Raw genomic sequence first — 25,496 nt, 5'->3', positions numbered from 1 at the left:
TAACGTCCCATGATGCTGAACAAGGTCAGAAAGTGTTAACGCAACGTCGGCCATCTATGCAGCCAACGCCCCTTAAATCATTCGTCCCGAGCAAACAGCATCCGGATCAGTTCCTGATAGTGCTTCTCTTCTTCTGCACTGCTGGCAACTTCAAGGCGCAGCAGCAGTTTGGTGCAGATAGATTTACGATTGAGGTTTTTACCTGCGCGCAGGATTTCAACCACAATGCGACCCAGCGTTTCTTGCTGTGAAGGCAGGGCGATGCTGTTGAAGTAACGGGCCATATCGTTAGTAGGTAAGGCTCTTTGTCCGTCCTGGCGCATGCGTCAGTCCTCTGTGGTTAAAAGTTGTTCATCAAGTTATGTGGCAAAGTTATACAGAATCAGGAAACTTGTACAGTTATTTGCGTTTCGTTCAGGGCGTTTTATGTGGCAAAAAGTGCTAGCTGTTATATATCAGTTGGTTGGCTGTTTTTGAACTACTGTGCCAGCACAAGCCGTATGCGACAGGAGAGCGGCTGAGGCCAGTGGGGGCAACGGGTGCAGGGCAGATGGAGAAAGTTGTACAACCTTGTACAACTATCAGCAGGCAGGCTGAATGTGATGGTCAATATTTCAGGAATTGTCTGAAAATAAGCGTTCTGGCTGGTCAGGTGCAGAAATATATAAAAAAGCACGTTGAATGCGATGTTTTCTTAAATAAAAAAAGGGGCGTGGAAATTAATTATTAAACCAGGGATAAATTAGCGGGAAATAAAAATAACCGGGAACCGGATTGGAATATCGCGACAGTTTATCAGAGTGAAACATCAACTGCGCCGCGAGATAGCGCAACAAGCATCAGCTTAACAGTTCTCAGTAAACAATGACTTGCAATGGGGGCAGAGCATGGTATGTCCCTGGGATTTCTGCTTTTCCGTCGGGCAGGAGTACATTTTACATACCGGACATTTAATGCCGGGCTGCTGTTTTTTCACCAGACTTAAGAACCATTGCAAATGCGTCATGACAAATCCATTGTTTGTGTTTCGCGCACCTTAACACAAATCAACACCAGGGATGAAATTTCACGCGTCTGGGCACGGAATAAACGCAGCGGCAGCGGAGATCGTTATTCCCGACTGCCGCTGGGTTATTTGGTCATGTGCGCCACGGCAGCACCCCTGCGGGCAGCCGCGATGACAGCAGGGTTGCCAGGCCCATAAACAGCAGCACGACAGCTATCATCAGGCATCCGGTAGCGGCGGCCAGCGTCGCTGACCCGCCTTCATCCAGCGCAATAATCAGCGGCCCCAGGGTTTCGGTATCGGCGGTCACCAGCAGCACCGACACCTGAATTTCATTCAGTGCGGTGAGAAACACCAGGATCGCGCCTGCCATCGCCGAAGGCGCCGCCAGCGGCAGCAGAATATCCCACATGCGCCGTAAAAAATGGGCCCCTGCCAGCTGCGCGGCTTCATCCAGCGCCCGATCGATCTGCGCAAAACCGGCCAGCGTGGGCCGTAATACCAGCGCAAGGAAGTTAGAGAGATAGGCGGCAAGAATGATCCACACCGTGCCGTAAAGGCTGATATTCAGCAGCGGCAGCGGCTTGAGAAAAAAAAGGATGGCGGCAATGCCGGTGACGATGCCCGGCAAGGACCAGGCAATTTCGCTGGAGAGTTGAAGCAGGCGCACCAGCCGCGTGCGCTGCCAGCTGATCCAAAAAGCCATAAACAGCGCGGCCAGGGTCAGTAGGATGGCTGTTAACAGCGTCAGCCATAGGCTGGTAAAAAAGGCGTTGCGGATAGCGGGAAAGCCCCACAGTGCGGTGGCGTAGTTATCCAGCGTTAACGTCGCCCAGCTTAACGGCTGACCAAATCCACGGGTAAGTGACGTGCCCAGCAAGGCAGAAAGCGGCAGCAGCAACGTGATCGCCATCCAAAGCCAGGCTGCGATGGTTACCGCTATGCGTCCGCGACCCAGCGGCTGCTGATGATGACGTGGCGTGCCAACCACGCGCACGTCGCGACTGCCGCCCAGCTTCTGACTGACCATCAGGCCAGTCAGCGTCATTACGGCGATCAGCAGTGACAACACTGCCATATCGGGCAGCGCATCGGGTCCCAGGCTGTTGAGCCGTTGATACACCAGCGTAATCAACGTGGGTACATGGCCGGGAATGCCTAACATCGCCTGAATACCAAAGTTACCGACCGAGGCGACAAACGCCAGCGCAGCACCGGCAAAGATCGCCGGACGGGCCAGCGGCAGGATCACCGAAAACAGCAGGTAAGCTGGCGACGCGCCGGTTATGCGAGCCGCTTCCACCAGCTCTGCGGGCACCCGTCGCAGCCCGGCGCGCACCGACAGAAAAACCAGCGGCGCGCCATGCAGGCCGAGCAGCAGCACAATGCCGCCCGCCGAGTAAAGCGGTTGCTCACCGGCAGCAGGCGCAAGCCCGCTTACCCGCAACAGATCGAAGAGCGGACTGCTCGGCGAGATCGCCTGAATACACGCCAGCGCGGTGACCTGTGGAGGAATCATCAGCGGCAGGATAAACGCGAACACCCAGCTCTGTTTTCCAGGCATGTCGGTCAGCGCCACCAGCCAGGCGGCCAACAGGCCAAGCAGCACGGCGATGAGCGTCGCCGCCAGGGCGATCCACAGCGTGTTAAACGCCGCTTCACTGACGCGTCTGCTGGCAATCAGCCGCAGCAAACGGGTTAAATCCAGCGAGCCTTCCGGAGCTAACGCCGCCCATAACAGCCGTAGCAGCGGGGCGATCGAAATCAGCGCAATGACCAGCACCAGAAACCAGAGGATCAGCTGCTCGCTGCCGGGCAATTTAGCGCGCCAGTCAGCGGGCTTTCGCGGCAGCAGCATTGAGAGCAGGCTCACGCTTATCCCCCAAACAGATCGGTGAATTCAGCGCGCACCGCCTTGTCTTCCACCACCGCTTTGTCGCTGTCCAGCGGCAGCAGTTTTATCTGCCCAAGCGGCGGAAAACCTTCTGGGGCGGTGACACGATCGTCAACCGGACGATCGCCTTTCTCCCTGACCAGCTGCTGACCGCGCTCGGAAAGCATGAAATCGACAAAGGCTTTGGCCGCGGGCAAATTATGGTTGCCTTTAAGGATAGCGACCGGCTCGGTGACAAATGACACGCCTTCACGCGGATAGATCACGTCAACCGGCGAGCCCTGCTTCTTCGCGCGAATCAGCTCGGCGTCGGTGATGATGCCATATTTTGCCGTGCCGCCTGCCACCGCCTTGAGCGCCGGGCCGTTGCCGCCCTGTGGGTGAATATCGTTGGCGGCCAGCTTCTGATAGAACGGCCAACCCAGCGAGGGCGTGTTGATCAGCGTGTGCAGGTGATAGAGCGCCGCGCCGGAATAGAGCGGACTCGGCACCGCCACCTGGCCTTTATTTTCCGGCAGGGTCAACGCCAGCCAGCTGTCGACAGGTTTCGCTGTGGTGGTGTTATAGCCAATGGCGGTGGCGATGATTTTGGTGCCAAAAAAAGCCTTATCCTTGTCGTAAAACGCCGGATTGATGTGGCTGACCGGCGCAGCGTCATAGGCCAGCAGTGCGCCTTCTTTCTTCAGGGCGCCGAGATTAATGGCATCCGCCACCAGCAACACATCGGCCTTTACGCCACCGCTCATCTGCTCGGTGCGCAGAATGTTCATCAGCTGCGTGGTGCCGTTGCGTGTCCAGGAGACGTCAATATTGGGCTGAGCCTGCTTAAAGGCATCAATGGTCTGTTGGGCAATTTCGGGCGTTTGCGAGGTATAAATCACCAGCTTACCTGCAGGGGCATCAGCGGCCTGAGCAGGAATAATGAAGCCGAATGCGGCCGCGCTCAGCAGAGCGAAAACGGTGTGACGAGCTTGATACATGGTCAGGGAATCCTTACGCAGAGGTAAAAGAGGGAATAATCCAGCCGTTGTTCAACGTGAGCGGCAATGTGTCGCCGGGCCGCAGCCCGCCCGCGTTCGGTAAATGCAGCGACAGCCTCGCGCCCGGCACGCGGTTCGGCTCCACGTCGATCTGGCTGTAGCTACCGCGATAGATGATGCGTTTAATCGTGGTGCCAAAAGCGATGTCATCCTGTTTTGCAGGGCGCAGATCGTCCGCATGCAGGCAGGCGATGCCCGCGGGCTGCGCGGATTGGTGTGCGTGACAGCGTAACCTGTAGCGCTGTCCGGCCAGCTGTACGCTGGCATAACCGTCGCCCAGCGGCTCAATATCACTGATCGGCATCAGTCGGCCATCGTCGATAAAGGTGGCGACCATCTCATTGGCCGGTTCGCGATAAAGCTGCTGTGGTGTCGCAAACTGCATTATTTCACCCTGATCCATCACCACGATGCGGTCGGCAATCGCCATCGCCTCCTGCTGATCGTGGGTGATATAAACCAGCGTGGCGCCGGTGTGCTGATGAAAACGGATAAATTCCTCTTCCATCGCAGCGCGCAGGTGTACATCAAGATTGGCCAGCGGTTCATCAAGTAACACCACCTGCGGCCGGGCAACCAGACAGCGGGCGAGGGCGACGCGCTGGCGCTGGCCACCGGAAAGATCGGCAGGGGAACGCCGGGCAAAGGCGGAAAGTCCGACCATCGCCAGCGCCTCATCCACGCGTTGCTGGCGTTCAACGGCGCTGACGCCGCTGACCTTGAGGCTGTATTCGACGTTGCCCGCCACCGTCATGTGCGGCCAGAGGGCGTAGCTCTGGAACACGATGCCAAGGTCACGTTTTTCTGGCGGCAGATGAAACTGCGGTGAGGAGTAGAGCCGATCGCCGAGCATTACAGTGCCGGTCTCCAGCCGTTCAAATCCGGCCAGCACGCGCAGCAGGGTGGTTTTTCCACAGCCGGAAGGGCCCAATACCGCGACGATTTCGCCCTGCGCAATCTCCAGCGAAATGGCGTTGAGAACCCTGATGCCGTTATAGGATTTGGTAAGCTGATGAATATGGATAGCGGATGCGGGCAAAGCAAACTCCGGTAACAGGGGCTGAGCGACCGTTAAGAAAATACGGCCTGAAAATGACAGAAAGGTGACAGGAACGGCGGCGCGTATCAGCCAGGATAACCTTTTTTAGTTACAGCATACTATTAGCTATTCATTTTAGTTGTTTAACTACTGCGTTAACCTCAACAAGCTAAGCAGTACAAAGCAGAATCGGAAAACGCACAAAATGGTCAACCTGCCGGAGTAAAACCGCAAGGAGGGTTCACTTCCTGGTCAGAAAAGGCATAGTAATGCGCTGAGGTCACCACGGCGGCAGCATCCTGCCTGACTATGCCGCTTTTCATTCGCCCGGAGAAAACATTGAACCAGCACGTCATGGACGCCCAGCCCAAACGGATTTTTCACTACGCCGCCTTCCGTTATCTGTTTTTTGCCCGCTTGTTTACCGTGCTGGGCAATGGCATCGCGCCGATTGCGCTGGCGTTTGCGGTGCTGGATATCGGCGGCACACCTGCGCAGCTCGGCATCGTCGTGGCGGCGCGCTCGCTGTTCAACGTGATCTTTTTGATGGTTGGCGGCGTGCTGGCCGATCGTTACCCGCGCGGCAGGGTGCTGTTCTCGTCCTCAATGCTGGCGGCTTTATCGCAGGCGCTGATCGCCTGGTTAATTCTTGATGGCAGCGCAACCATCGTTGCGCTGGCGGTTATCGGCGCATTCAACGGTGCCGCGGCGGGCATTGCGCTACCGGCATCGTCGGCGATGGTGCCGCAAACCGTGCCCGCGACGCGCCTGCGTGCCGCCAATGCGGTAATTCAGCTGAGCATCTATGCGGGAACAGTAATTGGCGCCTCGATGGGCGGCGTGCTGACCAGCACCGTCGGACCGGGCTGGGGACTGGCGATCGATGCACTGGGCTTTGCGATTTCAGCGCCGCTTTACTTACTGATTAAGACCGGCGCGGGTCAGGTGGTCAGCGCACAGAGCAGCATTTTGCACGATCTTCGCGACGGCTGGCAGGCGTTCAGCAGCCGCAGCTGGGTATGGGTAATCGTCGCGCAGTTCACCATAGTTAATGCTGCTTTCAGCGGCGTGGTGATGGTGATTGGCCCGATTGTTGCTGACGCGTCGTTTGGCCGTGCCGGCTGGGGAATGAGCGTGGCGGCGCAAAGCGTTGGCCTGATCGCCGGCTCCTTTATAGCGCTACGCTGGCGTCCGCAGCGGGAGCTGTTTATCGGCGTTATGCTGGTCGCGCTCTCAGCGCTGCCGGTGCTGCTGCTCAGTCAGGGCGCGTCTCCGGGCTGGCTGATGGCCGCGTTTTTTATGGCGGGCATGGGCTTCGGCCAGTTTGGCGTGGTGTGGGCGCATTCGCTGCAAACGCATATTCCGCCGGATAAGCTGGCGCGCGTCTACGCATGGGACGCGCTGGGTTCCTTTGTCGCTATTCCACTCGGTGAGATTGCCGCCGGTCCGCTGGCGATGCATTTCGGCACGGGGAAGGTATTGCTGGCCTCCACTGCGGCGGTGCTGATTGCCACGCTGGCGGCGACGCTGACGCCCGCAATCCGGCGGCTTGATAACCCGCATCATTGATCACCTTACGGCGAGGTTAACGGCTAATTCGCTGTTATCGCTATGTTATTTGCTAAAATTTTACGCCAGAGGCACTGATTTTTACGTCTTTTTTACAGGGTTTGATGATTAACTGATTGCTGACAATCTGCACGGATCGCGTTGGCGATCGGTGCCATCATCTCACCCTTACGGACAACGCTATGTCAGGCTTGATTCTGGTTTCACATAATCTGCATCAGCACTCTACGCTCGCCGCTATTTACACTGCCATTTTGTCGCGCCGCGGCGGATTGTGGGTGAGCTGGGACGGAGAGTTTCACATTGCCACACCGGATCAACGGCGTCCGCTGACATTTCAGCAGGGCGATAAGTTCGATACGCTGACTTTTCCGCTGACCCGCGCCGAGTATGAAGAGGGTTATCACGGCTACGTGCATCAGGGACTGTGGCCGGTGTTTCATCAGCGCCCCGATCTGGCCCGATTCACCCACGACAGCCGCAGGCAGTATCAGCAGCTCAATCACGCCTGGGCCACGGCAATAACCGAATACGCCATGCCGGACGATGTGATCTGGGTGCAGGATTATCACCTGATTCCCTGCATTAAAGCGGTGCGCGATGCCGGCTTGCTCAACCGCATTGGTTTCTTCTTTCATCAGCCTTTTCCCGTAGGTATGCATTTCGAGGCGATTCCGGAATGGCAATGGCTGGCGGAGTCGCTGCTCTGCTGCGACGTGATTGGCTTTCAGACGCAACAGGACATGAACAACTTTCTGTCGTGGATCGACAGCGAATTTCGCACCGAGCGGCTGACGGCGAACCGCTTGATGATTCATGGCCGCATCATCTCCACCGGCGTGTTTCCGCTGGGTATCGATCTCGACGAAGCGATCTGCCTGAGCGAGAGCAACAGCTGTGAATTTATGGCGCAGCAGTGTCAGGAACGTTTGCCGGTTAACACCGTGCTGAGCGGCGGCCATCTTGATGAGAGCGCCGGATTGCCGTATCGCATCAGCGCCATGGAAGTGCTGCTGCGCAGCCATCCGCACTATGCGGGCAACGTCACGCTGTTGCAGCTGGCGGCGCCCGCGGCCGGTCATCCGCATCGCGCCTCCACGCTCACTCACCAGCTGGAAAGCCTGTGCGGCGAAATGAATGGCGTCCACGGCACGCTGGAGTGGTATCCGGTGAGCTGCCTGAATCATCAGTACAGTCGGGAAGAGCAGGCGGGAATTTATCGCGCTTCGCGAGTGGGCGTCGTGACGCCGCTGGTATCGGGAATGAGCCTGATGGCTAAAATGTACGTGGCGCTGCAGGATCCTGCCGATCCCGGCGTGCTGGTACTTTCACGCTTCGCCGGCGCGGCGGAACAGATGGACGGCGCGATTCTGGTTAATCCTTATGATCCGGACGCCATTGCGGATGCCATTCATACCGCGCTGCAGTTGCCCCTGCGTGAACGGCAGAAGCGGCATGCCCGGCTGATGAAGGGGTTGCATCGCTTTGATTGTCACTGGTGGGCAGAGAGCATGATCGGCCGGTTAATCGATGCCGATGGGCATGATGCGCAGCCTGCCAGCGGGCTTCAGCGGCTCTATGTCGCCGCGCCTGGACGTGTGCGCTATTAACCACGACTCAGGCCGGAATCAGTTGTTGCTCTCCGCATCTGGCCTGAGGCGTTCCATCAAATCCACCATCGCGCCCTGATGCGCATCGATATTACGGATATAGCGCATCAGCGTTTCCGGCTTTTTCCACGTGCCTTCCTGCATGATCTGCGCCACGGCATAGCCCTGTTTGGCCATATCCTGCGCCGCGCCAACGCGCGCGCTGTGGCCGCTCCAGCCGCGATAGCGCGATTTATTGGCTCTGGCCGGTTCCGCCGGGCCGATGGTTTGCCAGGCGTGACTGAATATCGCTTCAATGGCGGGCGTGCTTAACGGCGCCTCTTCGGTGAGCAGGGCTTTATTGCAGCGATGCACCCGGCAAAACAGAAACGCATCGGGCTCGCGAGCCAGGCCAGCCGCGGCGATCCACGCCTCCAGCCGTCGGGTCGAAAGGGCGCTCAGCGCCTTGATCAAGCCGCCGGTTTGCACGATGGTTTTGGTCCAGGCAACATCAAGGATAATGCGCCCATCTTCGGCTCGCGTGACGTCGCGCACCCGCAGCCGCGCCAGTTCGCTAACGCGTAGCAGCGTGCCGTAGGCAATATGCAAAAAGGCGAGATTGCGCAAATCCTGTAAGCGCGTCGCGTTAACCCAGCAGCGATCCAGCGCCATCAAATCGTTGAGCCGGAACGGCACAGCCTGACCGGTACGCTCACCGGCGATCACCGCCACACGATTGATCTTTTTCATGGTGCGAAATACCGCAGGCGAGGTATTGGGCGGTACCAGCCCTGCGTTGCGGTGCAGCATGGAAATCAGCGACGCGTGGGTAGAAATGGTGGAGGAGGCGCGGCCGATCTCCTGCAGATGGGTGAGATAGTCACGCAGATCGTCAGGTGACATAGGCAGAAACGAACGTCCATTCTGCTGCGACCAGCTAAAGCAGATGCGCATCACGCTTAGCAGCTGGCGCCAGGTATTCGGTGAAAAGGCGTCTTTGTCGCGCACAAATTCCGCCAGACGCGCGCTGATATCGGCGTCGGCAGAGAGGGCGTGTAACGGCAGCGGTGCGGGTAACGAATCGGTCATGGGTGGCCTGAATATGCTGAAAAATATAACCTCTGGCGTTCAGCATAATGCGTCGCGTCGCTGCTGTCATGACGTTATATAAGCGGCGTCGATTTTCTGCCTGAACTGCCATCGGTCGAGGGCATTGTGCGGGCCGCTTCTACCCACGTCGCCAGCTGTTGCATGGCGTTGAGCAACGGGCGCGGCATAGCATCAAACTCCATGGCGTCCATCAGGTTCTTCACTTCCAGTCCCAGTTCGGTATCGCCTTCGATAGCCAGTCGGCGCTGGAAAAACAGCATGTCAGGATCGGCCTTGCGCGCCGCCACCAGCAGCAGGTCGTTAGCGTTGCCGCGAAACCAGACGTCAGCGTCGTCGCGAGCCATCACGCTGAGTTGACCCTGTTGCAGCGTGGTAACCCAGCGCAGGCCCATGTCGAGGATATCAATACCGAGGAAGTGATCCTGCAGAAAATCGAGATCGCCCTCCGCCAACGCCTGGCGAAATTGCGCGTTCAGCAGCTGCTCTAACATCCGCTTTCTCAGCGGAAAAGGCGTCAACGCCACGGGTAGCCCGACCAGCGCGGGGCCGTTTTGCACACACAGATTCTGTAATCGTTTCAGCACGGTTCAACTCCTGAAAAAAATTTCACTGATTCTGCCACAGGGATTTTTAGCCGCCCGTGCCGGGATCAATAAAAGCGCGTGGGTGGCAGAAAAAATCCTCTTACGCTCAACAACTGCGGTTTCTCTGCCTTACATCAACATTTTCATCGCGCAGGCTGCCTAGACTCGACGCCCATCTGCAAGCTGAGAGGATCAACTATGGAGCTGTTGTGCCCGGCGGGCAATTTGCCTGCGTTACGCACCGCGATCGAAAACGGGGCCGATGCGGTTTATGTTGGGCTGAAGGATGACACTAATGCGCGTCACTTTGCAGGGCTTAACTTTACCGATAAAAAGCTGGCTGAGGCGGCGCGTTATCTGCATCAACATCGCCGCAAACTGCATGTGGCGATCAACACCTTTGCCCATCCGGACGGCATGACGCGCTGGCAGCGGGCGATCGACGTTGCTGCGCAAAACGGTGCCGATGCGCTGATTCTGGCGGATATCGCCACGCTGGAGTATGCCGCCACGCGCTATCCGCAGGTGGAACGGCATCTGTCAGTGCAGGCGTCAGCCACCAACCTCGAGGCGATCCGCTTTTATCATCGCCATTTTAATCTGCATCGCGTGGTGCTGCCGCGCGTGCTGTCGATTCATCAGGTTAAACAGCTGGCGCGCAGTACGCCGGTGCCGCTGGAGGTGTTCGCCTTTGGCAGCCTGTGCATCATGGCGGAAGGGCGCTGTTATCTCTCGTCATGGCTCACCGGCGAGTCGCCCAACAGCGCGGGTGCCTGCTCGCCAGCGAAGTTTGTGCGCTGGCAGCAGACGCCAAAAGGCATGGAATCGCGGCTGAATGAGGTGCTGATCGACCGCTATGCGCCTGACGAAAGCGCCGGTTATCCCACCTTATGTAAAGGGCGCTATCAGGTCGACGACAGTTGTTATCACGTGCTGGAAGAGCCGACCAGCCTGAACACCCTGGCGCTGCTGCCTGAATTGCTGCGCGCGGGCGTGGCATCGGTAAAAATTGAAGGGCGCCAGCGCAGCCCGGCTTATGTGGCGCAGGTGGCGCGCGTCTGGCGCCAGGCGATCGATCGGTGCATGGCACAGCCGGAACAGTTTGCGGTTGCACCGCAGTGGATGCAGTCGCTGGGCGAGTTGGCCGAAGGCACGCAGACCACGCTGGGCGCTTACCACCGTGAATGGCAATAAGGAGGCAGAATGCAATATTCTCTTGGTCCGGTGCTCTGGTACTGGCCAGCCAGCGAGCTGGAAAGTTTTTATCAGCAGGCGGCAAACAGCAGCGCTGATATCGTTTGCCTCGGCGAGGCGGTGTGCAGCAAACGGCGCGCCACCACTTATCCGGGCTGGATGACGCTGGCACGCGAACTGGCAGCCAGCGGCAAGCAAGTGGTGCTCAGCACGCTGGCGCTGCTGCAGTCGCCATCGGAGCTGAAAGAGCTACAGCGTTACGTCGAGAACGGCGAGTTTCTGATTGAGGCCAATGATTTCGGCACCGTTAACATGGCCGCTGAGCGCAGGCTGCCGTTTGTTGCCGGACCGACGCTGAATGTCTACAACGTTGATACGTTGCAGCTGTTGGTGAAAGAGGGCATGACGCGCTGGTGCCTGCCGGTGGAGATGTCGCGCGACTGGCTGCGGCTGCTGATGCAGCAGTGTGAGGAACGTGGCCTGCGGCAGCGGTTTGAGATCGAGCTGCTGGCTTACGGCCATCTGCCGCTGGCGCTCTCGGCGCGCTGCTTTACCGCCCGCTCGGAGAATCGGGCAAAAGACGCCTGCGAAACCTGCTGCATAAACTATCCCACCGGACGCCCCGTAAAATCGCAGGAGGGACAGCAGGTGTTTGTGCTGAATGGCATTCAAACCCTGAGTGGCTACTGTTACAACCTCGGTAACGATCTGCTGAGCATGCAAAATCTGATCGATATTGTTCGTCTGTCGCCGCAGGATGCCAGCACATTGCAGATGATCGATCGCTTTCGCGCTAATGAACAGGGCCAGGCGCCGCTGATGGTTGCGCAGGGCAACGACTGCAACGGTTACTGGCGCAAAGTTGCGGGTATGACGCTGGCATCCTGACCTCGCTAACTTCTTCTTTCTACTGGCCCGCACCCTATAGCGGGCCGTCTTTTCATCTCCTCAGCCCCCTGATGGCATCGAATCCCACCGTGTGAAAAGACACGTTTGCAGAAATCCGGAAAAGTTCCTTAATATCCTTTTACACATCAAATAAAAAAATTATAGTTCTCATTCTCATTTGTGTTCCGACTTGCAGCGCCTTTTTTAGGTGTTAGCAGCAGCGGCGCATACGGTGGAAATAATAAAAAAACTCTTCTGAGGTAAAATGATGTCTTCTGTTTCACGTTGTAACCGGGAAGTTCGTTCTGACGCCGTTACCGGCATGCGTACCTCATTGTCTGTGGTCGCCCTGATGGTGGGTGCCGCGCTTGCCGCACCGCAGGTGTACGCCGCTGAAGCCGTGGCACAGGAACAGCAGACGCTGACCGTTGATGCCTCTGCCAGTGATGCGGCCGAGAGCAGCGCCGCCAGCGATTACAGCGTGCCGGTGACGCGTTCCGGTACCAAGATGGCGCTGGTCGCCCGCGACATCCCACAGTCGGTGAGCATTGTCAGTAAACAACGTATGGAAGATCAGCAGCTGCAATCGTTGGGCGACGTGCTGAATAACACCACCGCCATTCAGGAGAGCGTGGCCGATCTCGATCGTCGCACCTATTATTCGCGCGGCTTTCTGATCGATAACTACATGGTTGATGGCATCAAAACGGTGTTTGAGCCGCGCTGGAACCTCGGCGATGCGCAGTCCGATACCGCGATGTATGAACGCATTGAAGTGGTTCGCGGGGCGACCGGCCTGATGACCGGCGCGGGCAATCCGTCTGCCGCGGTCAACATGGTGCGTAAGCATGCTGACAGCCGCGAGTTTACCGGCGACGTTTCGGCGACCTATGGCAGCTGGAATAAACAGCGCTACGTTGCCGATCTCTCCGCGCCGCTGAGCGAATCGGGTAACGTGCGCGGCCGCGTGGTGGCTGGTTATCAGGATCGCAACAGTTATGTCGAGCGTTACGGTGCTGAGAAGAAGTTTATCTATGGTGTGATCGATGCCGATCTTACCGATGCCACCACCTTGTCGCTGGGTTATGAATACCAGGAAACCAACGCCGACAGCGTGACGTGGGGCGGCGTGCCGCGCTGGTACGTCGACGGCAGCGAGACCGACTATCGTCGTGGCTTTAACACCGCACCGGACTGGGCCTACAACGACAAAACCAGCAAAAAAGCCTTTGTGAACCTGAAGCAAAACTTTGATAACGGCTGGCAGACCACCCTGAACGGCACGCACAATGTCACCACGCTCGACAGCCGTCAGCTCTACATTCAGGGCTACTTTGATAAGAATACCGGCGCGGGCGTTTCACCTTACGCTGGCTATCCAGTCGTGGGCGGCACCGGCTATAACACCGGTGAACGCAAGATGGATGCGGTCGACGCCTTTGCTAACGGGCCGTATGAACTGTTTGGTCGCCAGCATGAGCTGATGGTCGGAGTGAATTACACCAAACAGCACAACACCTATTACGGCACCTTTGAAAACATCTCCAGCGAAATGCTGGGCGATTTCAACAGCTATAACGGTAACTTCCGTGAAACCGACTGGGGCGAGCGCTCGCTGTCGCAGGAAGATATCACGCGGGAAAAATCGGCTTATATGGCAACCCGTATTTCACTGGCCGATCCGCTGCACCTGATCGTCGGCGCGCGTTACACGCGCTGGACCAACGACACGCTGACCGCCAACATTGAGAAAAATAACATCACGCCGTACGCCGGGCTGATTTATGACATCGATGAAAACTGGTCAACCTACGCCAGCTACACCTCGGTCTTCCAGCCGCAGACCTATCGCGACATCAATGGCGGTTATCTGTCGCCGGTAATCGGTAAAAACTACGAAGCGGGCGTGAAATCGGACTGGTTTAACAGCCGTCTGACTACCTCACTGACCCTGTTCCGCAGCGAGCTGGACAACGTGGCGCAAAGCACCGGTCGCATCATTCCGAACAGCACTGAAACCGCGTATGAAGGGGTGGATGGTACGGTGAGTCGCGGGATTGAGTTTGAGATCAACGGCGCGATCACCGACAACTGGCAGATGACCTTCGGCGGCACGCGCTACATTGCGGCAGAACGTGACGGCACGGCGGTGAACCCGGATCTGCCGCGCACCCAGCTGAAGCTGTTTACCAGCTATCGCCTGCCGATGTTGCAGGAGCTGACCGTTGGCGGCGGCGTTAACTGGCAGACGCACGTCTGGCAGGATGTCGATGCGCCGGAAGGCAACGGCACCTGGCACGCCGAGCAGGGCAGCTATGCGCTGGTCAACCTGTTCAGCCGTTATCAGCTGACCAAACAGCTGACGTTACAGGCGAACATCAATAACCTGTTCGACAAAGAGTATGACACCAACGTCAGCGACTCAATTGTCTGGGGCGAGCCGCGTAACGTCTCCGTGACCGCCAGCTATAAGTTCTGATTCTCCGCCAACAAAAAGGGCTCCCTGAGGGAGCCCTTTTTTATCGGTCACAAAAAAGGCCGCCGCGGGCGACCTTGTCTGGCATGTCCTTATGCAACCATCTCTTACTTATACAGCTCAGCGGTCATGTGCACGCCGTTATTGGTATAAGCTTCGGTGATTTTGTATTGCGCACCCTGTTCCTGCGCCTGCATGGCGATTTTCGCTTCGGTGTTGTCCAGGGTATCGCCGGTAGCGGTTACGCTCTGGGCAAAGCTGGCGAATGAAAGAACAGACAGGGCAACGGCTGCAGCAGCGTTAATGATTTTCATGGTTATAATCCTTCATCGGTATGGTTGAAGACGTGATTGCCTTCGATGGGGGTTATAATAACCATTGTTACTATTAGCGTAGTGACAAAAAGTGCGATCCAGATCACATTTATTAGGGGCCGGTCACTGCTCTGATGAACGGGCATAAAAAAGGCGCTGTGATAAACACAACGCCATGCGCTCTACCTGCCACCTTTAGCCCAGCGCATCCAGTAGCGTGGCGGCGTTGCTTACTGCACCAAAAATCCCGCCCTGCATATGAATCATGCTGATTGCGGCGTCATGATGATGCTGTTCGGTAGCGGCACAACAATCTGCCAGCACCAGACATTCAAAGCCGCGGTCGTTCGCCTCACGCAGCGTGGTGTGCACGCAAACATCGGTGGTGATACCGGTGAGAATCAGGTTGGCGATGCCTTGACTGCGCAGGATCAATTCCAGATCGGTGGCATAAAATGACCCTTTGCCCGGTTTATCAATGATCGCTTCACCGGGCAGCGGCGCCAGCTCTGGGATAATTTCCCATCCTGCTTCACCGCGCACCAGAATACGGCCGCAGGGACCTTCACTGCCGATCTCAGCCTGCATGCGTTTGGAACGCCAGCGCTTGTTGGCGGGCAGATCGCTGAGATCGGGTCGGTGGCCTTCACGGGTATGAATAATCGGAAAGCCGAGTTCGCGCATGCGCATCAGCACCGACTGAATCGGCGCAATGGGCGCGCGGGTCAGGGCGATGTCATAGCCCATGGTATCGACATAGCCGCCTTCGCCGCAGAAATCAGCCTGCATATCGATAATCACTAACGCGGTGTTTTGCGGCGAGAAAGCGCCGTCAAACGGCCACGCGTAAGGGGTGGAATCAACGCTAAATGCCAACATTTTTCTTCTCCATAGCCGGATGGCTGACTTTACTGGCTTTGACGATCAGCAGATAGCTGAACGCGGCGGTAACGATGCCGATCACCGCTTCACCAAACTGCGGAAAGGCGAGGTGCGCTACGACCGCGCACAGGCTGCCGATGCCCCAGGCGATAAACGCCTGGCCGTGCACCGCCGCCACTTTGCGCTGTTGACTGACGCCCGCCAGGAAAATCAGGTCGACAATCATCACCGCGCCAAACGGCGGCACCACGATGCCAAGCAGGCTGAGCCATTGCAGAAAATATTGCCAGACGCCCGCCAGCGCCAGCGCGCCGCCGATCAGCCCAAGAATAATGGTCCACAGGCGCATCTTGCTGTTAAAAAGGTGGCTGTAGCCGACTGCACCGTTATAAAGGCAGTGGGTACAGACTGAACCGAGATTGATAAACACAAACAGAAAGGCGATGGCGGAGAGCACATCGCTGTGGCCCATCAGCAGCGGCAGAAAGTTACCGCCGTTGTGCAGCGGATCGACCGCCGCGCCCACCGCCACGATCACCACGCCAAACAGATACGAGACAACGTTAGCCACCGGAAACGCCGAGAACGCAGCGATCACCGCAGAACGGCCATCCTTAGACCAGCGAGTAAAGTCCGCCGTCATGGTGCCGGAATCGGCGAACCCGGCAATCACCATGGTCACCGCCGTGCCCATAGTCATCGCACCGGCGGCACTGGCACTGCCTTTCCACTGGGTCATGGTGCTGAAATCATGATTGGCAGCGATCAGCCACAGCGCGACCAGGCCAAGAATGACAAACAGCGGCGCGGCGATCATGCCGAGCAGCGACAGCGCGCGGACGCCAAGAAAGGTCACTGCGGTGTAAAGCACCATCGAGAAGGCGGTGACCGCCAGCGCGTTCCAGCCAAAGGTCTGGTTGATCACCGTGCCGGTCAGCCCGGTCTGAAAGGCGTACCAGCCAATCACCACCGTCGATAAAAATCCCGACACCAGAATATAGCCTTTGGTGCCGAAGGTGCGTTTTGCCTGGAGGGCGAAGTTCATGCCGGTATGCCCGGCGAACCAGCTCAGCGCACCCACGTAAGCAAACAGCACCAGATTGCCGAGCAGAATGGCGATCAACGCAGGCCAGAAGCCGAGATGCCAGGTAATGATGCCGCCGAACAGCGCGTTGGTCAGGATCATCGGGAAGCCGAACCAGACAGCGGAGACTGAGCGGGTGGAGTGACGATGGCTGAGCGGCACGGGCTCATGTTCAAATTCTTGTTCAAGCGCAGGCGTTGAGGCGGATGTTTTCATCACGGTTTCTCTCTGGTAGCAAACAAGGGAGGCTGCACCGCGTTCCACGGCTGCAGGCGTTCAAATGCCGCGCTGGCGGCGAGTACGGTGGCATCATCCAGGTGACGCCCAACGATTTGCATGCCCACCGGCAAGCCGCTGGCGGTGAAACCCGCAGGCACGGAGGCGGCAGGCTGCCCGGAAAAATTGAAGGGATAGCAGAAGGAGAGCCAGTGATCGCTGCGCACCATGCGGCCAGCGATGATCTCCGGGCCCTGCATATTGAGCGGAAAGGGCGGCGTGGCGAGGGTTGGAGTAATGATCAGATCGTAGCGCTGCATAAAACGCCACAGCTGATTCACCACCGCTTTGCGATCGGCGATGGCATCGGTAAAGGTTTCTGCGCGCCACGGCTGTTGCAGCATCGCCTGCAGGTGCGGCGACATCTCCTCGCGCGGCAGCGAACGCATGCCGCTGAGGTCGCTCTCCAGCGCCACCAGCGCGGCGAAGGTGGCCGAACGGTCGCCGAGATCGGGATGCGCCTCTTCCAACTCACAGCCAAGCTCGCTGGCAAAACGTTGTGCCGCTCGGGTGACAATGTCACGCACTTCGCCATCTACCGCGACGTAACCCCAGTCGGCGCTGAAGGCGATGCGCAAGCCGCGAATGTCGCGCTGCGGGGCTTCCCGCCAGTTAATATCGCCGCAGGGGATGGAATGCCGATCGCGCATGTCCGGCCCGGCAATCACCGACATCATCAGCGCTGCATCGGCTACGCTGCGCGTCATCGGGCCAATGTGCTCCAGCGACTCCCAGCTCGATACGCCGGGATAGCGCTCGTCGCGGCAGCCGGGCCACAGCGGTACGCGGCCCATCGATGCCTTAAATCCAAAGACGCCGCAGTGCGCTGCCGGAATCCTCACCGAACCACCGCCGTCGCTGCCTAATGCCAGTGGGCAGAGCCTGGCGGCCAGCGCCGCGCCTGAACCGGCGCTGGAGCCACCGGTGGTCATCTCGCGATGCCAGGGATTACGCGGTGCAGGAAACAGCGGATTATGCCCGACGCCGCTGTAGCCAAATTCTGGCGCGGTGGTTTTACCCAGCATGATCGCACCCGCCGCCAGCATTCTCTCTACCGAAATATCATCCTCCTGCGGAATAAAATCGCGGTAAGCCGCCGAGCCGGACGTGGTTTTCACCCCGGCGGTACAAATCAGATCTTTAACGCCCATCGGTACGCCAGCCAGCGGTCCGAGCGCTTCACCTCGCGCCCGGCTGCGATCAACCGTGGCCGCCTGTTGCAGCGCCAGTTCCGGCGTCGGCGTGCAGAACGCGGCAATCAACGGCTCGCGTTCAGCCATGCGATCCAGTGCCGCTTTGGCGATCTCAGTTGCAGAGACGTCGCCGCCATGAATGTGGGCGGCCAGCGCGATTGCGTCGCCATCCAGTAAGTCGTCAAACATAGGAAACCTCGCCAGTGGGAATGCGAGGAAGAATTTGCATTAAGCGTGCCACTCTGCGCGGCGCGGCGCGCTGTAGAGAGGAAATTCAGGCGGGATACGGCTTTGGATACAAGATGGAATACTTATGGCTCAGCGGCGATGGTGCGCGCCCGAACGCAGGCACCAGCATGGCGCAGGGTTGCCCGTAATCGGGCGCAGGGAGAAGAGGAGGGCAAAGCGATGTTAATGGCCAGCGCGGCTGGCCTGCTGCGATGGGTTAGTCGCGTTGATTTTTAGGGCGAGCGTTAGCCCACGGGCTGTCGGCGGGCAGTTCCGGCTCGGGTTCAGCAGGTTCATCCAGCGAGCTCAGATAAAGCGCCTCCACTTCGGCCCGTGCCCACGGCGTGCGGCGTAAAAACTTCAGGCTCGATTTCACGCTGGGATCGCTTTTAAAGCAGTTAATGTTGATGCGCTTGCCAAGCTCCGCCCAGCCAAAGCGCGCCACCAGCGCATTTATCTGCATTTCCAGCGTGACGCCGTGCAGCGGATCGTTTGAAGTGTGAGCGGTCATAATCTGTTCCGTGAGCTTCTGAAAAGTGTGCACATCTTACTGGGCTGACGCCGCAGCGCAACTCGTTGACCCGCTGACGGCCTGATTTTATCGGCAGCGCCCTTTACACTAATTAAGAATTAGCAGACATAAACTGATAAAAGTCACTGACATCAACATTTTAACACAGCTTTATTTTGCACTAATCTGCCTTTTCGCTGGTCTGAGTTCTATGCTCAACAGTATGACGGCGCGCAAGCGGCCCGATTACGTCACTGTCCGTTCAGACCCAGGGGGTTACAATGCTGATAAAAAAGAAGAAAGCGCGGTCGCACACTGAAGACCGCTATCTGGCTTTAGTGCTGGCGACCACGGCAGGCGTATTAAACGCCATGGCCTTTGGTGCCTTTGGTTTTTTTCCCTCTCACATGACCGGCAATGCCTCGCAGATCTCCACTGAAGTCTCCGGTGCCGACTGGCAGGGGCTGCTTTACCTCGCCACGTTGATTCTGGCATTTATCGTCGGCTCGATGACCGCACGCTTTGTGGTCATCGGCGGGCTAAAGAAGAAGCTGCGCACCATCTTTTGTCTGATTTTGATGGTGGAAGGGGTGATTTTAACCCTCGCATCGGTATTTGAAACTCTGCTGTTCTCCTCGAAGAACAACGGTGAAATTCTGATGCTGCTGGGATTTTTGATGGGCGTGCACAATTCTACGTCCACCCAGCTCTCTAATGGCCGCGTGCGCTCGACGCACGTTACCGGCACGCTCACCGATGCGGGCATTGCGCTGGGATCCTTTATCTCGGCGATCATCAGCCACGCGCCCTATGCGGAGCGTCGTCTGCACCAGAAGCTGCTGCACACCCATCTCACCACCATCTTTTCGTTCCTGACCGGCTGTATCGCTGGCTACCTGCTGTTTAACGCCTACGGCTTCAACGCCATGATCGTGCTGGGTATGACGCTGTTTGTCATTGCGCTCTACTTCACGGTTGTCACTATGCGTTCCGCTGCCCGCGTCACCGGTTAATCCCCGGCCCGCGCCGCAGCGGGCCCATTTTCTTGCCTTTTACTCTCGCTAGCACTTCGCTTTCTGTAACTGGTCCGATTTGTTCGGCGGGGCAGCTCAAGCACAATCGCCGCCTCTTAGCCGCAAACCTCGAATGTAACAGGGTTGATGACGAAAAATAGATTAATGATATGGACGCGCAAAGCAGGACAATTTCTGCTGCGCTTCTGGCCACAGCCGCTGGCTTCAGGCGGTAAACAAATTGTGATTGCGGCGGTGGGTGCCGGGCTGGGGCTTATGCTGACCAGCCTGCTGTGCCACTGGATTTTAGGTGAAGTGAACCTGTGGTTTATCGCGCCGGTGGGCGCCTCGGCGGTGCTGGTATTTGGCGTGCCTGCCAGTCCGCTGGCGCAGCCGTGGTCGGTAATTGGCGGAAACACCCTTGCCGCGGTGGTCGGCATTACGGTGGGCAATCTGCTGCCGCATCCTTCGGTAGCCTGCGGCGTGGCGGGCGCTATCGCCATGGCGCTGATGCACAAGCTGCGCTGCCTGCATCCGCCCGGCGGCGCGGTGGCGGTCACCGCCATTTTTGGCGGCCCAACGGTTCACGCGCTTGGCTATCAGTTTGTGCTGGCGCCGGTGCTGCTCAATTCGGTAATGCTGGTGCTGGTTGGGGTGATATTCAATCATCTCAGCGGCCGCCGCTATCCGCATTTACCCGGCCCGGTGCCGGGCCCGGCGCCTGTGGCGATGCCTTATCCCATCTCGCGTGAAGATCTGCATGAGGCGCTGCTCAGCGGTGAAATGCTCGACATTGATGAAGACGACGCCCGCGATCTGCTGACCCGCGCCGAACAGATCGCCGCCAGACGGCAGGCGGGCCGTGCGCGGTAAGAATGTATTTCACCCGAACTCGCCTGCCCGCCGCAGGCGGTGCAGGATGAGAAAGCGAAAATCAGCTACATTTTCATGACCTTTATCACTACAGCGGAGCGTCGCTGCGCCGATATAAGAACCGTATAAAAACCAGAAGGTGAAGTGTGATCAAATCTGAGAACAAGAGCAGGTACTGTGAATATGTCAGCTTCGCCCTGGCGGCGGCGCTGTTGTTGTTAACCTTTCCGCTACGGCTGATGTCCTGCCTGCTGGCGGGCATGATCGCCTATGAAATTATTACCAGCCTCAGCCGCCATATTTCACGGCTGGTGCGCACACGGATTGCCAGCTGGATTGCGGTATTTCTGATCAGCCTGTTGGTGGTCGCCTCGCTGGTGCTGTTGGTGGCCGGTGCCTGGAACGTGCTGACGCGAGATTTCGCCAACGAATACGACCTCTATGCCAAAACCAACAGCATGCTGCAGGAAGCGCAGCGTACGCTGTCGCCGGTGCTGGGCGATTATCTGCCGCAAAGCTATAACGATATTCAGAATGACTTCTTTATGTGGCTGCAGCGCAATGTAACGGTGATTCAGGCGCTGGGACAACGCGCGGTACACTTCATGGCGATGGTGTTTGTCGGCCTGGTGCTGGCGGTGGTGGTGTCGCTGAGTCAGGGCGGTGAACATGCTGCTTCTGCGCCGCTCTCTTATCATCTGCAACAGCGCGTCAGACGTTTTCGCGCTGCATTTCGCAACGTGGTACTGGCGCAGATTAAAGTGGCCGCGGTAAACACCCTGCTGACCGCCTTTTTCCTCTATGCGGTAATGCCGCTGCTGGGCCACCATTTACCCTATGCGAAATCGGTCATTATCATTACGTTTTTGTGCGGGCTGCTGCCGATCATCGGTAATCTGATCTCGAATATCATTATTGTTACCATTGCGCTGTCGGTTAGCCTCGGTGCCGGCGGCGTGGCGATGGGCTTTTTGATCTTTGTGCATAAGCTTGAATATTTTATCAACGCACGAATTTTTGGCAGCCGCATTGAATCGCAAACCTGGGAGCTGCTGCTGGTTATGCTGCTGTTTGAAGCGGCATTTGGCCTGGCGGGCGTGGTGGCCGCGCCGATCTATTACGCTTATCTGAAAGCCGAACTCAAGGCGCTGAAGGTGCTGTAGTAGCCCGCTGCTAATGCGATAACGCCTGCGACTCCAGTTCTGTCGCGGGCAGCAATGCCAGCGCATGCTTCATCCGGCGCGACTCCTCGCCGGGACTGCGGCCAAAGAAACGTTTGAATTCACGATTAAACTGCGAGGCGCTTTCATAGCCCACCTCCAGCGCCGCCGTTGAGGCGGGCATGTCACTGCGAATCATCATCAACCGCGCCTGGTGCAGCCGCACCGATTTGATGTACTGAATCGGTGAGGTGTGGGTCACCGCCTTGAAGTGATGATGAAACCGCGGCACGCTCATGCCCGCTTTCGCCGCCAGCAGCGGCACGTTGAGCGGGCTTTTCCACTGTTGATGAATATGGTTTAGCGCCTGCGAAATGCGGCCAAAATAGCCCTGATACGCCAGCGCCGCCCTGACCGCGCCGCCTTGTTCACTCATCAGTACGCGAAAGTGCAGCTCTCTGATCAGCGCGGCGCCCAGCGCGTGGGTTTCCAGCGGCGATGAGAGCGCCATCACCAGCCGATGCACGACATCAAATAGCGGCGCATTGAGCGGGGTGGAAATCATGCCTTCCGGCGCGGCAGACACCGACTCGCCGCTGTCATTCAGCAGCAGCAACAGCTCCGCAGCCAGCGTCAAGTCAAGGCGCACGGCTATCGCCAGCATCGGCGCATCCGGCGTGGCGTCGGTTTCAGACCAGAAAGGCAGCGGCACCGGTAACACCAGGAACTGTCTCGCATCATAATGATAAACCCGCCCCGCCAGATACCCGCGCTTACTGCCCTGACAGACAATCACAATGCCCGGCTCATACAGCACCGGCGTGCGTTCGATCGGCCGATCGGCGCGCATAAAGCGCACGCCATCCAGCGCAGATTTTGTATAGCCTTCGTGCGGTGCCAGCTGCATCAGCCGCTGGCAGATGTGCTGCTGCAATGCGCAATCGCTCATCAAAAAGGTCCCCTGATAAAAGATGATCGGGCAAGCATAACGCGACAGTATGACAAATTCTTTGAGCTAATGAGATAAACAGGCAACATTCGCAGAGAATTGGGACTATTGCCGCTGCTGCACTCTGCCTACTCTGAAGCCTCACAACCTATGAGGACGATGATCATGTCTGCATTACACTCGACTACCGCAAAAGTGATTCTGTTAACCGGTGCCAGCAGCGGCATCGGTGAAGCGACCGCGCGCCTGCTGAGCGCCGAAGGGCACATTCTGCTGCTCGGTGCCCGCCGTCGTGAACGCCTTGACGCGCTCTCTCAGCAGCTACGCGAGCAGGGCGCGACGGTCGATGTTCTGGAAACCGACGTGCGCCGACGCGGCGATCTGCAACAGCTGGCCGATCTGGCGATCGAGAAATATGGCCGCATCGATGTGTTGATCAACAACGCCGGTATCATGCCGCTGTCGCCGCTGGCTGCGCTTAAGGTCGAGGAGTGGGAAAGTATGCTGGAGGTCAATGTGCGCGGTGTGCTCTACGGTATCGCCGCGGTGCTGCCGGTGATGCAGGCGCAGCAGCGCGGCCACATTATTAACGTTGCGTCGATTGGTGCGCACAGCGTGTCACCCACCGCGGCGGTGTACTGCGCCACCAAATATGCGGTGCGCGCACTTTCTGAGGGATTGCGCCAGGAGCACGATAATCTGCGCGTCAGCGTGATTTCGCCCGGCGTGGTGGAATCGGAGCTGGCAGAGACCATCAGTGACGATACGGCACGTGACGCGATGCGCGCCTTTCGAAAAATAGCGCTGAAGCCGGAAAGCATTGCGCGCGCTATTTCCTGGAGCATTGCGCAGCCGGATGAGGTCGATATCAGTGAGATAATCGTGCGACCCACCGCCAGCCCTTATTAATCATTTTGCGAAAAAACCGGTCAGGGATCGCCGGCAGCTCCCTTGGATTAGACATTTCGATGTTGTCTATGGGGCAGGCATAAGAAAAAAACATTAGTTCATTGCGTTGATTCAATCCCGTCAGATAAAAATAATTGTAGAATGCCGGTCTGGAATAAAACCGCTTTTATGATGAATCACAGGATGACGGAATGCTTGAACTTTTCGACGTCAGTTATGATGAGCTGACCGGTAAACACTCTCATGAGCTTTACCGATTGAGAAAAAAAACGTTCAGCGATCGCCTCGGATGGGACGTGGTGTGCAAACAAGACATGGAATTTGATGAGTTCGATAATCCTGCTACCCGCTATATTCTTGGCTTTTGCCAGCAGCAATTGGTGTGCAGCGTGCGGTTTACCGGCCTCGAACAGCCAAATATGATCACCCACACCTTTCGGCATTGTTTTGAAGAGATGACCCTGCCGCCGGACGGCATTGAATCGAGTCGCTTTTTTGTCGATAAAACGCGGGCGCGCACGCTGTTAGGCGAACGCTATCCGGTGAGTCAGGCGCTGTTTCTGGCGATGATTAACTGGGCGCGGCACAACGGCTATGCGGGAATTCATACGATTGTCAGTCGGCCGATGCTGACCATTCTGAAGCGGTCCGGCTGGCGGTTTACCACGCTGAAAGAGGCTTTTTTGAGCGAGCAGGAGAGTATCTATCTGTTGTGGCTGCCCACCGGTGAAGCCGATCAGCACAGCATGGCGGCAAAACTGTTGGCCCATCCCAACGCGTCGGCAGCGTCGGCGCTTACCTGGCCGCTGTGTCTGACGGCGTGATTAAATCCAGCTCAACGCCCAGTCGAATTGCCTGACGGGCGTTGCTTACTCCCAGCTTGAGCACCACGTTGCCCATATGAAATTTCACCGTGCTGACGGAAATACCGGCGATGGCGGCAATTTCACCATAGGTTTTGCCCATACTTGCCCAGTACAGCACCTCGTTTTCGCGCGGGGTAAAAATAGGGCGGTTGGTATTCTCTTCGCTTTTCTTCCTGCCCGATGATACCGACTGCGCCAGCAGGTACATCTGCTCGTTGATATCAATCAACAGGGTCTGCAAAACGCCACGATGGGTGGAGAGATAATTCTCCAGCTCTTCCTGCTCGGGACTGCCAATAATCACCGACAGCAGCGCCAGATTATTGAAGTGATCGTGTAGCACAAAGGTGAAGCCGTTGACGATGTTGTACTGACGGGAGAGCGAGAAAATCTTGTTGAATTTCAGGTCAGACATCAGGGTGATGTTCTCATCCCAGGCAAACGCCGAAGAGCGTCGAAACGCATTGAGGATCACCGGATCGGTCAGCTGAAAGTTGTTGGTACGATAGAGATCGACCCATTCATCCGGATAACTGGAAATTATTAGGGTTTCTGAAGGATTTTTCTTATTTACGACCGTGTAGGCGTATTCCGGGCTGCCAGGAAGACATAGTTTTCGATCGATATAGTTTCGAAGTGTGTCTGTGAGCACCTGATTATTATTGAAAACTGAAATCATGCACGCTTCCTGAAGGTCCGTTTCTTCCTGTGAGACAAGAACCTGTACTTAAGTTCAGGATGGTCAGGTACTTAAGTACAGCTTACGAATTTGAATCCATCCACTATAATCCCTCGCAGTCGAATTGAAAAAAAACCTGACCATCACAGTCAGGTTGCCAATACGGCCAA

At 57.3% G+C, this 25,496-nt stretch carries 24 protein-coding genes; 11 read left to right on the top strand and 13 right to left on the bottom strand.

All coding sequences use genetic code 11. The features are described 5' to 3' along the window. Positions 1-77: 77 nt before the first annotated feature. The 4 genes from ycgZ to EM595_RS17775 all read right to left on the bottom strand — a co-directional run bounded on the left by ycgZ (position 78) and on the right by EM595_RS17775 (position 4,979). Positions 78-323, bottom strand: coding sequence for a regulatory protein YcgZ (gene ycgZ, locus EM595_RS17795; RefSeq protein WP_067435925.1), 246 nt, complete (start codon positions 321-323; stop codon positions 78-80). Between the two features lie 816 nt (positions 324-1,139). Beyond that, positions 1,140-2,864 (bottom strand): ABC transporter permease, encoded by a 1,725-nt coding sequence (locus tag EM595_RS17785; protein WP_157883945.1) that lies wholly within the window; start codon positions 2,862-2,864, stop codon positions 1,140-1,142. Between the two features lie 17 nt (positions 2,865-2,881). After that, positions 2,882-3,880 carry an ABC transporter substrate-binding protein gene (locus EM595_RS17780; protein WP_067435915.1) on the bottom strand — a complete coding sequence of 333 codons (999 nt, stop codon included), beginning with the start codon at positions 3,878-3,880 and terminating at the stop codon, positions 2,882-2,884. A 13-nt stretch (positions 3,881-3,893) separates the two neighbouring features. Then, positions 3,894-4,979, bottom strand: coding sequence for an ABC transporter ATP-binding protein (locus EM595_RS17775; RefSeq protein ID WP_067435912.1), 1,086 nt, complete (start codon positions 4,977-4,979; stop codon positions 3,894-3,896). Between the two features lie 354 nt (positions 4,980-5,333). Between EM595_RS17775 and EM595_RS17770 the strand changes: the two genes are divergently transcribed. Both EM595_RS17770 and EM595_RS17765 read left to right on the top strand, forming a co-directional pair. Further along, on the top strand, positions 5,334-6,548 hold the full coding sequence (locus EM595_RS17770) for an MFS transporter (protein ID WP_067436978.1): 1,215 nt from the start codon (positions 5,334-5,336) through the stop codon (positions 6,546-6,548). 182 nt (positions 6,549-6,730) lie between these two features. After that, complete coding sequence (locus EM595_RS17765) at positions 6,731-8,158, top strand: alpha,alpha-trehalose-phosphate synthase (UDP-forming) (protein WP_082691696.1); 1,428 nt, start codon at positions 6,731-6,733, stop codon at positions 8,156-8,158. Positions 8,159-8,176: 18 nt separating this feature from the next. Here the strand turns inward: EM595_RS17765 and EM595_RS17760 are convergent, their stop codons facing one another. Both EM595_RS17760 and ubiT read right to left on the bottom strand, forming a co-directional pair. After that, positions 8,177-9,226, bottom strand: coding sequence for a tyrosine-type recombinase/integrase (locus tag EM595_RS17760; protein ID WP_067435909.1), 1,050 nt, complete (start codon positions 9,224-9,226; stop codon positions 8,177-8,179). Between the two features lie 74 nt (positions 9,227-9,300). Further along, positions 9,301-9,831 (bottom strand): ubiquinone anaerobic biosynthesis accessory factor UbiT, encoded by a 531-nt coding sequence (gene ubiT / locus EM595_RS17755; RefSeq protein WP_067435906.1) that lies wholly within the window; start codon positions 9,829-9,831, stop codon positions 9,301-9,303. Between the two features lie 198 nt (positions 9,832-10,029). Between ubiT and ubiU the strand changes: the two genes are divergently transcribed. From ubiU to fhuE, 3 genes are all read left to right on the top strand, one after another. Further along, on the top strand, positions 10,030-11,025 hold the full coding sequence (gene ubiU, locus EM595_RS17750) for a ubiquinone anaerobic biosynthesis protein UbiU (RefSeq protein ID WP_067435903.1): 996 nt from the start codon (positions 10,030-10,032) through the stop codon (positions 11,023-11,025). A gap of 9 nt (positions 11,026-11,034) precedes the next feature. Next, the gene (locus tag EM595_RS17745) at positions 11,035-11,913 is read left to right on the top strand and encodes a U32 family peptidase (RefSeq protein WP_067435900.1); all 879 of its coding nucleotides are present in this window, start codon (positions 11,035-11,037) and stop codon (positions 11,911-11,913) included. Positions 11,914-12,235: 322 nt separating this feature from the next. Continuing rightward, positions 12,236-14,392, top strand: a complete 2,157-nt coding sequence (fhuE, locus tag EM595_RS17740) for a ferric-rhodotorulic acid/ferric-coprogen receptor FhuE (RefSeq protein ID WP_225702094.1) — start codon at positions 12,236-12,238, stop codon at positions 14,390-14,392. Positions 14,393-14,496: 104 nt separating this feature from the next. Here fhuE and EM595_RS17735 read toward each other — a convergent pair whose 3' ends face one another. The 4 genes from EM595_RS17735 to EM595_RS17720 all read right to left on the bottom strand — a co-directional run bounded on the left by EM595_RS17735 (position 14,497) and on the right by EM595_RS17720 (position 18,327). After that, the gene (locus EM595_RS17735; protein WP_067435895.1) at positions 14,497-14,703 is read right to left on the bottom strand and encodes a YdgH/BhsA/McbA-like domain containing protein; all 207 of its coding nucleotides are present in this window, start codon (positions 14,701-14,703) and stop codon (positions 14,497-14,499) included. A 195-nt stretch (positions 14,704-14,898) separates the two neighbouring features. Beyond that, the gene (gene biuH / locus EM595_RS17730; RefSeq protein ID WP_067435892.1) at positions 14,899-15,582 is read right to left on the bottom strand and encodes a biuret amidohydrolase; all 684 of its coding nucleotides are present in this window, start codon (positions 15,580-15,582) and stop codon (positions 14,899-14,901) included. Beyond that, a complete protein-coding gene (locus tag EM595_RS17725) occupies positions 15,569-16,885 on the bottom strand; it encodes a purine-cytosine permease family protein (protein ID WP_067435889.1) in 1,317 nt (438 codons plus the stop codon). The genes biuH and EM595_RS17725 overlap by 14 nt, the downstream gene beginning before the upstream one ends. Next, a complete protein-coding gene (locus EM595_RS17720) occupies positions 16,885-18,327 on the bottom strand; it encodes an amidase (protein WP_067435886.1) in 1,443 nt (480 codons plus the stop codon). The genes EM595_RS17725 and EM595_RS17720 overlap by 1 nt, the downstream gene beginning before the upstream one ends. Before the next feature lie 102 nt (positions 18,328-18,429). Here EM595_RS17720 and EM595_RS21185 point away from each other — a divergent pair, with 102 nt between their 5' ends. Further along, complete coding sequence (locus EM595_RS21185; protein ID WP_157883932.1) at positions 18,430-18,603, top strand: hypothetical protein; 174 nt, start codon at positions 18,430-18,432, stop codon at positions 18,601-18,603. Here the strand turns inward: EM595_RS21185 and EM595_RS17715 are convergent. Beyond that, positions 18,584-18,877 (bottom strand): VF530 family protein, encoded by a 294-nt coding sequence (locus EM595_RS17715; RefSeq protein ID WP_067435883.1) that lies wholly within the window; start codon positions 18,875-18,877, stop codon positions 18,584-18,586. The two genes, EM595_RS21185 and EM595_RS17715, sit on opposite strands and share 20 nt — an antisense overlap. Before the next feature lie 281 nt (positions 18,878-19,158). Here EM595_RS17715 and EM595_RS17710 point away from each other — a divergent pair, with 281 nt between their 5' ends. The 3 genes from EM595_RS17710 (at position 19,159) to EM595_RS17700 (ending at position 21,926) form a co-directional block, all read left to right on the top strand. Continuing rightward, positions 19,159-19,890 carry a YoaK family protein gene (locus EM595_RS17710; protein WP_067435880.1) on the top strand — a complete coding sequence of 244 codons (732 nt, stop codon included), beginning with the start codon at positions 19,159-19,161 and terminating at the stop codon, positions 19,888-19,890. 147 nt (positions 19,891-20,037) lie between these two features. Further along, positions 20,038-20,763: an HPP family protein gene (locus EM595_RS17705; RefSeq protein WP_231938747.1), complete on the top strand. Its 726-nt coding sequence runs from the start codon at positions 20,038-20,040 to the stop codon at positions 20,761-20,763. Between the two features lie 146 nt (positions 20,764-20,909). Further along, complete coding sequence (locus EM595_RS17700; protein WP_067435875.1) at positions 20,910-21,926, top strand: AI-2E family transporter; 1,017 nt, start codon at positions 20,910-20,912, stop codon at positions 21,924-21,926. 10 nt (positions 21,927-21,936) lie between these two features. Here the strand turns inward: EM595_RS17700 and EM595_RS17695 are convergent, their stop codons facing one another. Beyond that, a complete protein-coding gene (locus EM595_RS17695; RefSeq protein WP_067435872.1) occupies positions 21,937-22,872 on the bottom strand; it encodes an AraC family transcriptional regulator in 936 nt (311 codons plus the stop codon). A gap of 165 nt (positions 22,873-23,037) precedes the next feature. On the opposite strand from EM595_RS17695, the gene EM595_RS17690 reads away from it, so the two are divergent. Together EM595_RS17690 and EM595_RS17685 are read left to right on the top strand one after the other, a co-directional pair. Next, entirely contained in the window at positions 23,038-23,781 is a 744-nt protein-coding gene (locus EM595_RS17690) for an SDR family oxidoreductase (protein WP_067435869.1), read from the top strand. 191 nt (positions 23,782-23,972) lie between these two features. Further along, positions 23,973-24,605, top strand: coding sequence for an acyl-homoserine-lactone synthase (locus EM595_RS17685; RefSeq protein ID WP_067435867.1), 633 nt, complete (start codon positions 23,973-23,975; stop codon positions 24,603-24,605). Here EM595_RS17685 and EM595_RS17680 read toward each other — a convergent pair. After that, a complete protein-coding gene (locus tag EM595_RS17680) occupies positions 24,577-25,326 on the bottom strand; it encodes a helix-turn-helix transcriptional regulator (RefSeq protein ID WP_067435864.1) in 750 nt (249 codons plus the stop codon). The two genes, EM595_RS17685 and EM595_RS17680, sit on opposite strands and share 29 nt — an antisense overlap. Between the last annotated feature and the right edge of the window lie 170 nt (positions 25,327-25,496).

It is taken from the genome of Duffyella gerundensis, from assembly GCF_001517405.1.
Classification (GTDB): domain Bacteria; phylum Pseudomonadota; class Gammaproteobacteria; order Enterobacterales; family Enterobacteriaceae; genus Duffyella; species Duffyella gerundensis.
This window is presented reverse-complemented; position numbering and strand designations above follow the sequence as displayed.

Excerpts from the sequence above, each read along its gene's own strand:
- biuH (WP_067435892.1), bottom strand. The coding sequence starts at position 15,582 with ATGTTGGCATTTAGCGTTGATTCCACCCCTTACGCGTGGCCGTTTGAC.
- fhuE (WP_225702094.1), top strand. The coding sequence starts at position 12,236 with ATGCGTACCTCATTGTCTGTGGTCGCCCTGATGGTGGGTGCCGCGCTT.
- EM595_RS17765 (WP_082691696.1), top strand. The coding sequence starts at position 6,731 with ATGTCAGGCTTGATTCTGGTTTCACATAATCTGCATCAGCACTCTACG.
- ycgZ (WP_067435925.1), bottom strand. The coding sequence starts at position 323 with ATGCGCCAGGACGGACAAAGAGCCTTACCTACTAACGATATGGCCCGT.
- EM595_RS17745 (WP_067435900.1), top strand. The coding sequence starts at position 11,035 with ATGCAATATTCTCTTGGTCCGGTGCTCTGGTACTGGCCAGCCAGCGAG.
- EM595_RS17725 (WP_067435889.1), bottom strand. The coding sequence starts at position 16,885 with ATGAAAACATCCGCCTCAACGCCTGCGCTTGAACAAGAATTTGAACAT.
- EM595_RS17785 (WP_157883945.1), bottom strand. The coding sequence starts at position 2,864 with ATGCTGCTGCCGCGAAAGCCCGCTGACTGGCGCGCTAAATTGCCCGGC.
- EM595_RS17690 (WP_067435869.1), top strand. The coding sequence starts at position 23,038 with ATGTCTGCATTACACTCGACTACCGCAAAAGTGATTCTGTTAACCGGT.
- EM595_RS17705 (WP_231938747.1), top strand. The coding sequence starts at position 20,038 with ATGACGAAAAATAGATTAATGATATGGACGCGCAAAGCAGGACAATTT.
- ubiU (WP_067435903.1), top strand. The coding sequence starts at position 10,030 with ATGGAGCTGTTGTGCCCGGCGGGCAATTTGCCTGCGTTACGCACCGCG.
- EM595_RS17780 (WP_067435915.1), bottom strand. The coding sequence starts at position 3,880 with ATGTATCAAGCTCGTCACACCGTTTTCGCTCTGCTGAGCGCGGCCGCA.
- EM595_RS17710 (WP_067435880.1), top strand. The coding sequence starts at position 19,159 with ATGCTGATAAAAAAGAAGAAAGCGCGGTCGCACACTGAAGACCGCTAT.
- EM595_RS17715 (WP_067435883.1), bottom strand. The coding sequence starts at position 18,877 with ATGACCGCTCACACTTCAAACGATCCGCTGCACGGCGTCACGCTGGAA.
- EM595_RS17685 (WP_067435867.1), top strand. The coding sequence starts at position 23,973 with ATGCTTGAACTTTTCGACGTCAGTTATGATGAGCTGACCGGTAAACAC.
- EM595_RS17735 (WP_067435895.1), bottom strand. The coding sequence starts at position 14,703 with ATGAAAATCATTAACGCTGCTGCAGCCGTTGCCCTGTCTGTTCTTTCA.
- EM595_RS17760 (WP_067435909.1), bottom strand. The coding sequence starts at position 9,226 with ATGACCGATTCGTTACCCGCACCGCTGCCGTTACACGCCCTCTCTGCC.
- EM595_RS17680 (WP_067435864.1), bottom strand. The coding sequence starts at position 25,326 with ATGATTTCAGTTTTCAATAATAATCAGGTGCTCACAGACACACTTCGA.
- EM595_RS17770 (WP_067436978.1), top strand. The coding sequence starts at position 5,334 with ATGGACGCCCAGCCCAAACGGATTTTTCACTACGCCGCCTTCCGTTAT.
- EM595_RS17720 (WP_067435886.1), bottom strand. The coding sequence starts at position 18,327 with ATGTTTGACGACTTACTGGATGGCGACGCAATCGCGCTGGCCGCCCAC.
- EM595_RS17695 (WP_067435872.1), bottom strand. The coding sequence starts at position 22,872 with ATGAGCGATTGCGCATTGCAGCAGCACATCTGCCAGCGGCTGATGCAG.